Source organism: Pseudoalteromonas sp. S2721, from assembly GCF_005887425.1.
Lineage (GTDB): Bacteria > Pseudomonadota > Gammaproteobacteria > Enterobacterales > Alteromonadaceae > Pseudoalteromonas > Pseudoalteromonas simplex.
The window spans coordinates 65891-76521 of the sequence record NZ_PNCZ01000001.1; the positions used below are offsets into that span (position 1 = coordinate 65891).

At 40.8% G+C, this 10631-nt stretch carries 9 protein-coding genes and 1 pseudogene; 2 read left to right on the forward strand and 8 right to left on the reverse strand.

The genetic code is table 11. The features are described 5' to 3' along the window. Nucleotides 1-33: 33 nt before the first annotated feature. The 5 genes from CWC02_RS00330 to CWC02_RS20705 all read right to left on the reverse strand — a co-directional run bounded on the left by CWC02_RS00330 (nt 34) and on the right by CWC02_RS20705 (nt 6835). Complete coding sequence (locus CWC02_RS00330; protein ID WP_249364063.1) at nt 34-2298, reverse strand: TonB-dependent receptor; 2265 nt, start codon at nt 2296-2298, stop codon at nt 34-36. A gap of 142 nt (nt 2299-2440) precedes the next feature. Continuing rightward, nucleotides 2441-4672 (reverse strand): NAD(P)-binding protein, encoded by a 2232-nt coding sequence (locus tag CWC02_RS00335; protein ID WP_138615789.1) that lies wholly within the window; start codon nt 4670-4672, stop codon nt 2441-2443. A 2-nt stretch (nt 4673-4674) separates the two neighbouring features. Further along, entirely contained in the window at nt 4675-5622 is a 948-nt protein-coding gene (locus CWC02_RS00340) for an acetoacetate decarboxylase (protein ID WP_138615791.1), read from the reverse strand. Nucleotides 5623-5667: 45 nt separating this feature from the next. Continuing rightward, nucleotides 5668-6243, reverse strand: a complete 576-nt coding sequence (locus CWC02_RS00345) for an alpha/beta hydrolase family protein (protein WP_138615793.1) — start codon at nt 6241-6243, stop codon at nt 5668-5670. Between the two features lie 445 nt (nt 6244-6688). After that, nucleotides 6689-6835 carry a hypothetical protein gene (locus tag CWC02_RS20705; protein ID WP_171043800.1) on the reverse strand — a complete coding sequence of 49 codons (147 nt, stop codon included), beginning with the start codon at nt 6833-6835 and terminating at the stop codon, nt 6689-6691. A 53-nt stretch (nt 6836-6888) separates the two neighbouring features. On the opposite strand from CWC02_RS20705, the gene CWC02_RS00350 reads away from it, so the two are divergent. Beyond that, the gene (locus tag CWC02_RS00350; RefSeq protein ID WP_054552926.1) at nt 6889-7752 is read left to right on the forward strand and encodes a TIGR02285 family protein; all 864 of its coding nucleotides are present in this window, start codon (nt 6889-6891) and stop codon (nt 7750-7752) included. Nucleotides 7753-7813: 61 nt separating this feature from the next. Here CWC02_RS00350 and CWC02_RS00355 read toward each other — a convergent pair whose 3' ends face one another. From CWC02_RS00355 to CWC02_RS00365, 3 genes and pseudogenes are all read right to left on the reverse strand, one after another. Then, a complete protein-coding gene (locus CWC02_RS00355) occupies nt 7814-8392 on the reverse strand; it encodes a YceI family protein (protein WP_054552925.1) in 579 nt (192 codons plus the stop codon). 1 nt (nt 8393) lies between these two features. Next, a complete protein-coding gene (locus tag CWC02_RS00360) occupies nt 8394-8948 on the reverse strand; it encodes a cytochrome b (RefSeq protein ID WP_138602332.1) in 555 nt (184 codons plus the stop codon). 203 nt (nt 8949-9151) lie between these two features. Continuing rightward, nucleotides 9152-10267, reverse strand: a pseudogene (locus tag CWC02_RS00365) (IS630 family transposase). Between the two features lie 59 nt (nt 10268-10326). On the opposite strand from CWC02_RS00365, the gene CWC02_RS00370 reads away from it, so the two are divergent. Beyond that, nucleotides 10327-10578, forward strand: a complete 252-nt coding sequence (locus tag CWC02_RS00370; protein ID WP_138615795.1) for a LexA family protein — start codon at nt 10327-10329, stop codon at nt 10576-10578. Nucleotides 10579-10631: the final 53 nt, after the last annotated feature.

Sequence of the window (10631 nt, forward strand, 5' to 3'; positions counted from 1 at the left end):
AAAACCCCTGTACCAGTGTGGAGATGGCAACGACTAGAATTGCAGTGAAACATCAAAGCCATAGCGACGCCCTTCCCCTTTAAAGTCTTCAAGCATGCCTAGGAACGAGCTTAAATCGAACTTTAACTGACTGTATTCAGTATCAAATAAATTTTTGCCCCATAAAGTAAATGACCAATTTTCAACATCGTATTTTAGATGCGCATTAACAATGCTAAAACCGTCTTGGCGGGCATATGGGTTCATGTTCTGGTCAAAATAAAACTCAGACTGATAATCGTAAATAATGTTGGCCGATAACGGATACGACGCCAAGCTGGTGTCGTATTTTAACCCCGCTGATACATTCCATTTAGAAGTAAATGGTAGTTGGTTATCGGTAATACTATTACCAAGTGGATCAACGTATTCTTCAAATTCAGCATGAGGGATATAGCCTACTGAAAGTAGCATGGCTAATTGTTTAGTTGCTTGGTAATTAATTTCAGTTTCAAGGCCGTAAATAGTTGAATCAGCCACATTTTCAAGTAATTGCACTGGGGGCATTTGCGGTGTTTCTGACGCTTGGTTCATAAACACTTGTTGGTCGTTATAATCATAATAAAACGCCGCCCAATTCATTCTAAGTTGCTTCCCAGGCCGGAACGACTTTAAGCCAATTTCATGAGCATTTAAGCGCTCTTTGCCGTAGTTTGCCAAGATTGCTTGTTCTTCGGATGACAAAAAGCCACCATTGTAGCCACCACTTTTACTACCATTAGCAAAACGATAATAAAGATTGCTTGTATCTGAATAGCGATAATTAACGGCAAATTGCCCGGTAAAACCGTTATCCGATTGCTCATCGGTAACACGATAAAATGGTACCAGTACCCCGTCTAAGTCGTTTACATCAACCACCGCATTTAAGGTGGCGATTGAGTCATACTCAAGTGACTCATAGTCATATCTAAGACCGGCTGTAATCATCCATTTATCTGCGACAGGCACTTCAATTTGGCTAAATACAGCCAAATTTTGCATCTTGATTTCGTTATAGTAGATAAAGGTCGCGGTTAAATTTGTCGGTAAAACACCCCGGAAATCACGCAAAATATCATTTAAATTATCTTGCTCAATTGTCTCATCGGCAAAATAAATACCACTGGTGAGTGTGTAATCAGCAAGTTCGTTTAATAACCTGAATTCTTGGCTGAATAGTTGGGTATCTAACCCTAATACCCCTTCGCACAAACGAGCTGGGGACCCATCGCAGTTAAAAGCGTGGCTTCTTTCTAAATCGTTAAAGCTCGACAGTGAAGTAAATGTACTTTGCTCGTTTAAATGCCAATTCAGTTCAGCAATAAAACCGTAGCCATCGGATTTATGAGGTGAGTCGTTATTGACGCTCACCGCAAAGAAGTCATCACTGCCATCATTAAAACCAAAGTTATCAAAACAGCGTGTTGAGCCCGCATCTGCTGGTGAACACAGCTCACCCGTTAAAGGGTTTGCGACAATACCAATACTACCAACTGGCTGGGCAATACCATCCCAATCTTCAATATGCGCTTGCAGGTAAAGATCAACCTCATCCCACTCAGACAAAAAAGACACACGGGCATTTTTTTGCTCCATGCCTGCTGTTGGCGAGTCTGCATAAGTGTTTTTTGTTGAGTATTCGTAGTCTTGATAGTTAACCGCAATTCGTAATGCACTGGAACCTGATAGTTGCTGGTTCCACATACCATCAACGCTGGTGGCATTATTGTTGGCAACGCCTAATGTCAACGAGCCATAGCTATCAAACTCAGGGCGATTTGAGCGTATAAGTATTGCACCACCGGTAGAATTACGACCAAACAAGGTACCCTGCGGGCCGCGTAAAATATCGAGCTGTTCGATATCGTACAAGTTAACAATTTGATTATTAGCAGACCCCACCGCAACGCCATCAAGATACATAGCAACAGGTGAGGTATTCGCCGTATTGTAATCAAGTAACCCCACCCCACGGATACTCACAGCGGGAGGCGTCCCTTCTGCGGCGTTTTGGGTGATTTTAACATTTGGCGCAAACAAGCCAATTTCAGTTGAATCTTTAAAATGCTGAGCTTTTAAAATTTCGCCATCCACTTGGCTTACCGCTACACTCACATCTTCAATTGCTTGCGGACGCTTTTGTGCATAAACGCTAATAACTTCCATGTCTTTTTCAGTCTCAGCTCCTTGTGCAACAGCGCTTGCCATTACACATACTGCCAAGCAGGTGCTCGACATCATCATAAATTTAGGATCATTCAGAAAGGGTCGCTTCATTGGCTTTTAGACCTTAAAAGAGGGAAACTTGTTAAATTGTTGTAATTTAGTGGTAAGTATAGACCAAACAATAGATTAAAGTCGCATATAAATCATGAAAATTCATGACTTATACGCATACTTATTTATAACTTTGCTCACCCTAACTTTTTTCGAATGCATGCTCTCCGCTAATTTCGCTTGGCCAACCACATATTGCCCGCGCTGTTTGCATACCGGCCATTACAGCAGCCTCAACACAGCCAGCATTAACACCGGTTTTTATCCAATCGCCAGTGATGCGCAAATTGACAAACTGACTGCCATCAGTAGCTAGGCGGTATTTACTTGTATCAACCACAGATAAGACGTAGCGCTCACTGGGATCAACATTAACGCGCCAGTATTGTTGCTCGAGAGCAGGTAAAATGCTGTGCGGATCACTGTAAAAAACCTGCCAATCAAATTTGTTATCAATATAGGCTTGAGGCCAAAGTGGCCGCATATCTGCACTAAACAAATTATGCATATTTGATTTTACTTCGGCTTTCATTTGCTCTGGGAATTGATGAGCACTGGCAGGTGGATAGTTTTCGCAGCTAAATGCACTGCAAAAATAGGCAATGTTCACGGGCGCATCTTCACTTGGCCAATCTTCTTTATCGAGCAAGTTGCCCATTGCCGCCCAGGTATCAAACGGCTCAACAAAGCCACTTAAAATAGGTCCTTCATGAGCGGCATTGGTTTGCGTAAAGCCAAGTTGTTGGTCGGTTTTATTCAACCATACTTGGCAAGCCTGAGTCGCTACACTTTGTACTTTTGTAGCTTGTTGAGAGAGCGCGTAATCTACAGCTAAAAGTTCAGGGGCCACGTGTTCAAGTGAGGCAACCGATACACCTAAAATAAGTGTGTCAAAATCAATACCATGGCGAAGCGTCACTGTTGGCAATGGGGTACCAAAGTGCTCTTGATACACTTCAGGCCAATTACTCCAAAATGACTCTAAATTGATTTGATATTCTTGTAATAAGTGCGCTTGTTCAGAGCTGATTTGCTCATACAGAGGCTCACTTGGCCAGCATGGTAGCTGCTTAACATCAATGAGCGGGTCATAATCTTGGCCAACTAAACTCACCTGTTGGCAAAGCTCAATTTTACTTACCAGCTGTTCACCTTGGTCAGTTTGCCCTGCGGCTAAGTTAGTTAACTGATGGAAAAACTTAAACTTAACGCCGCGCTGCTTTAAAAGTTCATAAATTGGCCCAAAAATGACATCGCCCATCCCAGCTTGCATTTTCCACATCACGCCGCCTTTATAGCAAAGACCTATACGTAACATGGCAAGGGCGGCAACGCCTGCTTCAACATTGGGTTTATTAAAGTCACCTTTCGGGTATGCGAACACCAAATCATAAAAGCCACGCACTGGCGCTGAATCGACACTGTAAGTTTTGTTAGCACCATTTTTTTCGAGCCACTGACGAAAGTCGAAGCAATTAATGACACCAAAACCGTCGCGATATACTTTGTCTTTAATCAATCCGGTGAGCATTGCAATCGCAAGATCGGCACAAATATAAAGTCTGCGCAGCTCTGGGTTGTCATCGAGCAAATCAATAACTTGGTCTTTAAACCAACGTTTTAACTTTCTGACGATATACCAAATCACCAATCGATCGGCCTGTTTATCTGTATGAGTGGCCTGCTTTTCGGTGAACTGCAGCAAATGAGTTATCAATGTTCGTGGGTTCGAGGCAATTTCAGTTGCGCCTGCTTCAATATCATCAATAAACTGCTTTGCGCCATTTAAATGGGTATCAATGTCTGCTTTGATTTCTTGGTACATGTAGTTGAGTAACGATTGATCCCGTGACTTTTTTGTCACTAAAGTGGTTTTAGCATCTTGCTGCTGACAAACATGCTCAATGCCTTCGGTCCATTTTTTTAGCCATGCTAATGTCATGGTGACAAAGTCCCACACTGTTATATCTAGGCTGCCATCAGCGGGGTTCCCTTCAACGGTAGGAAAATCTATCGGCCAAGTTTGCCATTCGTTATCAATACACTCTTGTAAAGCAATAAAACTGTGTGGTTTAAATGCCTGCTGCCAAGTAGCCAATGAACAACTAGCTGGTCGATTGAGTGCGTTATACACCCCTTCTAAGGTGCGAAAGCTATTTACGTAGGCACCAAACCAAACATGTAAACCATGTTCTTCAATTCGCTGTCCAAAATGGGCGTTTCGGCCACTCGCCCCTTTACCACCAAGGCGCCACCCCTGTTGATAAATGGTAATCTCGCGCTGGCTTTGCCAATTAGCTTGCTCGGTTAAATACACTGCCGCGGTCATCGCTGCAACACCGCCACCGACAATGGTAATTTTTTCTTTTTCCATGGTTACCCCTGTACCGGTAACAGTTGTGTTGCGCCAAGCTGGTCAAAGTCCATATTGACGTAAAAGGGTAAATGAACCGCTTGTTTGCCAAGTGCAATGCCAAACATGTCATTCAGAGGAAAGCTCGCAAGGGCTTTTACATCCAAACTAAAATCATTGTGCAAAAGTTTTAATTGGTGAATTTTTTTTATTAACGATGGTGAGTGAACCACGCTTTGATAAACGGCTTTACCCCCTTCACCATCGGGAAATTGTTTAAACAAAATCTGATCCATCTGCGGATGTATAAACCCGCTTAACAATTGTCTAAGAAGCGATAAATCAATGCCTTTAATTTGCGCATCAAACAAGTCTGTAACGTGTTTAGAAAATTGCGATAAGTTATCGAGTAGGTTTTCCTTGGTACTTGCCTGCGTTTGCTCAATGGTTAATAGCTCATGCATCGCTAATTTAGAGTCTGGGTTAAACACATCAAAACATTCTAAAGAAATGCTAAAGGCGCCCGCATCACTCACAGCAGCTGGCATTTGGTATTCACAGAGGTATTTATTGTAGCCCCAGGCTTCTCGGCCATTAATTAAGGCATAAATATTATTGACGCTAATAAATGCCGGATACCAATACAAATGGCTAATATCACCATCGAGCATTTTTGCCACTGGAAGCCAAATAATAATATCGGTTTCTTGCATCCAGCCATGATCTGAAAAAGGTGGCGTTAACGAAGAGATTTTTTCGATATCAGTAAAGGTAAGTAAACAAGTACTCCCTAACACATTAAACGAGGTTGATTCGGTTGCTAGTAAATTTAAAGTGGCATCAACATACTGCTGCATTTTTTGCTCACACCCAGCAACAAAAAATCCGTACATTTGCGCATTGATCATTCGACAAGGTGGTTTAGCAACCGGGTTAGATAAGAAATGGCTGTAATTTGCTTGGTCCGTCATAGTTATTACTTATATTATTGTTTAGTAATGACTATAGACTAGTTTTTAATGGTTGGTGGTAACTTCTAGATGACAACTTTCTTTTAACAGTTTTTCTGTAAATTGCTGATAGCCAAACTGATTAAAATTTTCAGATAACGGATTCATAAAACCATGACCAAAGTCGGCTATTTCACAGCTCACCTTTGCTTTGCTTTTTAATGAAGCAACCACAGGCTTAATATCAAAATGCTCTTCACTGTGAGGAAAAATAAATCGACAAGGGACGTTAGCCTCAAGCTCAAGATGATATCTGACTTGGGATGGATAAAAGGCAATAATTTTTTTAATGAATGAATTTTTTAACTCTGCTTGAGCTCGCCAAACGGCAGCAGCGCCTGCACTAAATGCAATAATCGTGGTTGGCTGACGAATAGCAGCCATTTTTAAATGTACTTTTTCAAAATAACTATCATGGCCGCATTGTGTTAAGAAATGCTGGTATTGAAACTGCTCATTTATAGGGAGCTGAATTTCTCCTTGGTAAGGGTCGCAAAGACTCACCTTACCGCGAAGCTGCTGGGCAAGCAGCGATAAATGCGCTGTTTTACCAAATATATCTGACACCAAAAGGTAATTCATATGCATACTTCTTATTGTTATTTTGTGCCTAATCACAATACGCCCGTTTCTATTAAACATCCAGAAATTATTTTTGATGTTTAAAAAATAAACCTTGCGCTTAGTTAATTCTTACAGTAATCTACTTGTCTGGTTTTTAGAAACCACGCGGTTAACCCCTTACCTTGATCCAGTAATTCCCGCATATTCGTATAAATACTTGCAACTCGTTTGCTAAATGACATTTTGATGAATTTTCAAATCATCACCAAACTGTCACAAACTTAGTCAACACTGTTAGCAAGACAACAAATGTCGGTCTGTATTTTTTAAATGCCTATTAAAGCTCTACAGACACAGACAAAAGAAAGAGTGAGTTTTATTATGTCATATAAATACAACGGATCTTTGATCCAGATCGCACACCCAGTGCAATCAATCTCGGTAAATAAACAGCGTGTAATTTTTAGTGACACGCAAGGCTTAAAAAACGCCATCTTCCAAAAGGCCAGTGATGCACGCCAATTTGTGAAGTGGCTAAAAGCCAACTAAACCCTACCGATAAACGCCAGCCAATACGCTGGCGTTTTAGTTTTTCATCACCAGCCTGCATATAGCTAAATTCCTGCTACACTTATATTTTAAGCCCACAAATAGGTAGTAAAAATGCGTTTTACGTGCTCTATTTTACTATTACTTTTCTGCCTGCCAGTTGCTGCAACCAAGCAACCGAAGTCAATCGAATGGATCATGGTTGATTTTGCTCCCTACTACATCATGAATGACAAGTACGAAGGCACAGGTCGTGACGAAAGTGTGATCAAATTACTAGAGCAATTTCTGCCAGAGGTTTCATTTAAACGCACCCTATTGCCAGCCAGTCGCGCCGTGCATGAACTATCAAACCCACACAACAATTATTGTATGCTGTCGTTATATCAAAGCGAGCACCGTAAGCAGCATATTCAGTTTACAGAGCACACTTCAACAGTGGGTTTATCACCCTCCATTGCCATACGTAAAGAGTTAGCCACAAAACTTAAGTTAGACGTGACAAAACCCGTGTCTTTAAAATCGTTATTAAACGAAAAACACTTGGCATTAGGGGTATCAATGAGCCGCTCGTTTGGCGCCGATATAGATAGCGTGATTAACGAAAGCCATGACGCTAATATTATCTCACGCCCCGGCAGAGATACACTCGCAAGCTTAACTTATATGCTGCATAAGAAGCGCATTGATATATTACTTGGCTACCCTAGCGAACATTACTATTTGGCGCACTCAATGGGCTTTAAAGATGAATTGACCCAACTGACACTCACCGAAGCACCGGCATTAAGCGTTGGTTATATAGGTTGTACAAATAACAAACAAGGCAAAGAAACGGTAAAACTACTAGATGAAACCCTTGAAAAAATAGCTCACACAAACGCTTTTCATGATGTTTTAGTTCGCTGGCTACCTGATAATTTACAGCCCATTTTAGAAAAAAGGTTAAAAGATAGAAACGAAAGTGCCGCTCATTGAGCGGCACTTTTAATTTCCTAATCCACATAGTTATGCGAATTGGCAGTCGTATTAATGGTGCTTACTTACGCACACCTTCAATGAATAAACCGATATCAACATGCGTAGAAGCAGGGCCTAGATTGTAGTCGATACCATAGTCAGCTAGTTTAAGGCTTGTTTCACCTTCAAAACCAACACGGTATCCACCCCATGGATCTTTACCTTCACCAATTTTATCAATTTCAAAAGTAATGGTTTTAGTCACACCATTTAAGGTGAATTCACCTGTTACATCTGCTTCATCACCGTCTTCATCAAACTTGATTGAGGTGCTTTTGAATGTTGCCGTTGGGTATTTATCAACATTTAAGAAGTCTTTTCCGCGTAAGTGCTTGTCACGCTCAGCATGATTTGAGTCGATGCTTTTAGTATCAATCGTTACATTGATTTTAGATGCATTAGGCGCTTTATCGTCATAACTAAAGTCACCTGAAAAAGTATTAAAACGACCATGTAACCAGCTGTAACCTAAATGCTTAATTTTAAAAGTGACAAATGCGTGCGCACCATCTGTATCAATAACGTAGTCAGCTGCATTTGCGTTTGCTGTTGAGAAAAGTGCAGCACTTAGTGCTGTGCCTAATAGTAATTTTTTCATTTTAATCATCCTTCAATGGTTTGATCATTCTAATTAAGGTTTTATCTTTATCGATAAAATGATGTTTTAGTGCCCCTAAAGCATGTAAAACAACCACAGCTATTAGCCCATACGCGGCATAAAAGTGAATTTTACCTGCAATATCTTCTTGGTTTGCGACCGACTCTGGTAATGCCGGTACAGCAAATAAATTAAATACTTCAATTGCACGACCATCAGCCGTAGAAATTAAATAGCCTGATGTCACAATGACGACTAAAGCTAAATAAATTAGTTTATGGGCTGAGTGTGCAACTCGATTCATTGCTTTTGAACTGCCTGCAACAGGCTCAGGTTGGGTGCCTAACAAGCGCCAACCAAATCGAAACAGCAATAATGCCGCTAAGGTAATACCAACGCTTTTATGCAAGTCCAAAGAGCCTTTGTACCAAGCGTCGTAATAGGTTAGCTCAACCATATATACGCCTAAGCCAAACAAACCAAACACCCCAAGTGCCATTAACCAGTGCACTAAGATGGCCACCCAGCCATAACTTGACTTTGAATTCTTTAACATACTCATTTCCCATGAGAATCGTGAAACTAGGTACAGCTTAGCTTAGGATTTATATAATGAAAATAGCGTAAAACGAACAGCTTCTGTGCGTATATGCACACCCAGGCAAAGGAGAAAGGTGAAAGTAGTAAGGGGAAAGTGGAAAGGAAAAAGACAGAAGGTGCTAGGTGCTAGGTGCTAGTACTTCATCACACAAGTTCTGACTAGTTGAGGGCACCATAGGCCCTCTGAAGTTTTTCACGAGCTAATTCAACATTAAACATCCAGTTTATACTTGTTCTTTCTTTATTCCTGCTCCATTCCCAGGCCGCGAGTTCTGTCTTTAGTTCTTCCATACTTGCTATACGTCTATCTAAACATTGCTTATTCATATTACCAATTTCTATCTCGACCATATTCAACCAACTCGCGTGTTTTGGTGTGTAATGTAACTCTAGTTTATTTAAAATCCGGCGTGCTTCCTGTGGAGAAAATGCTTTATATAACGCTCCTTCTGTATGAGTTGATAAGTTATCTAACACAACTTTTATTTTGTTCGCATGTGGATAATGAAGATCAACTAAATCCCTCATACAATTAGCAAAGTCAATTTTCGTCTTTCTTTCTGTTGCTTTAACATGCCGCCACCCTCGATGGCGATCGAAGAATACAAATAAGTTGGCCACACCTACACGTTTATATTCATAATCTAACCGCTTAGTCTGCCCCTGCTTCATTGGTTGTGCCGGTCGAGTATCATCTACCAGTTGTTTCATCGCCTCATCAAAGTTAATTATGGGGTTTAACTCATCTGCTGGCTCAGCATACAACTCGAGCACATGTTCCATCCGCGCGATATATTCAGCATCCATTGTCGCCACACACCACATCTTTTTTTGCCATGGCTTTAGTGCATTCTATTTAAGGCGCATCCATATTGTTTCATACGAGATACTATCTAAATCGGTTAACGTAACTAATCGCTCTCCAAGTAAAGATAATGTCCATCTAGCGTGACCTGTTGGTGGCTTAGTGCAAGCTGTGGCGATTAACGTTGCTTCATCTTTCGCAGAAGTTTTTCTCATTGCACCACTTCGTGCACCTTCATTCAAAGCTGCCGCTAGATTTTCTTCAACAAACTGGCGTTTGACTCGAAATACGGTGGAAGAGCTCACTTGAACTGCTTCACATATTTGCTCTGTTGTATATCTACAACGGTCAGCTTTTAACAAAATAGCAGCCCGCTTGTACTTTCGAACATTGACCATGCCTTTTTTGCAATAGTCTACTAATTCTTGTTTTTCTTCTTCTGATAATTCAACAATATACTTTCGGTTCATAACAATATTAAGTAAGTTTATATGAGTTAAAGGATCGTTGATTAGGGTAAAAGTTCATTATGAATAAAGAAGAGTCGCCACTGTTTACAGCAAAGCAAGGTCAGTATTTAGCATTTATTTATTACTACACAAAAGTGAATGGGATTGCGCCTGCTGAAAGTGATTTTGAGCGCTACTTTGGAACCGCATCTTCAAGTGTTCATTCAATGATTTCAGTTCTTAAGAAGAAGAAATTTATAACATCAGTTACTGGAAAAAGCAGGAGTATTGAATTATTGATTGGAAAAGATCAGTTACCTGAATTTAAGTAAGGGCAACTGATCAAAATATATGTGAAAGAGTACTAGGTGCTAGGTGCTAGGTG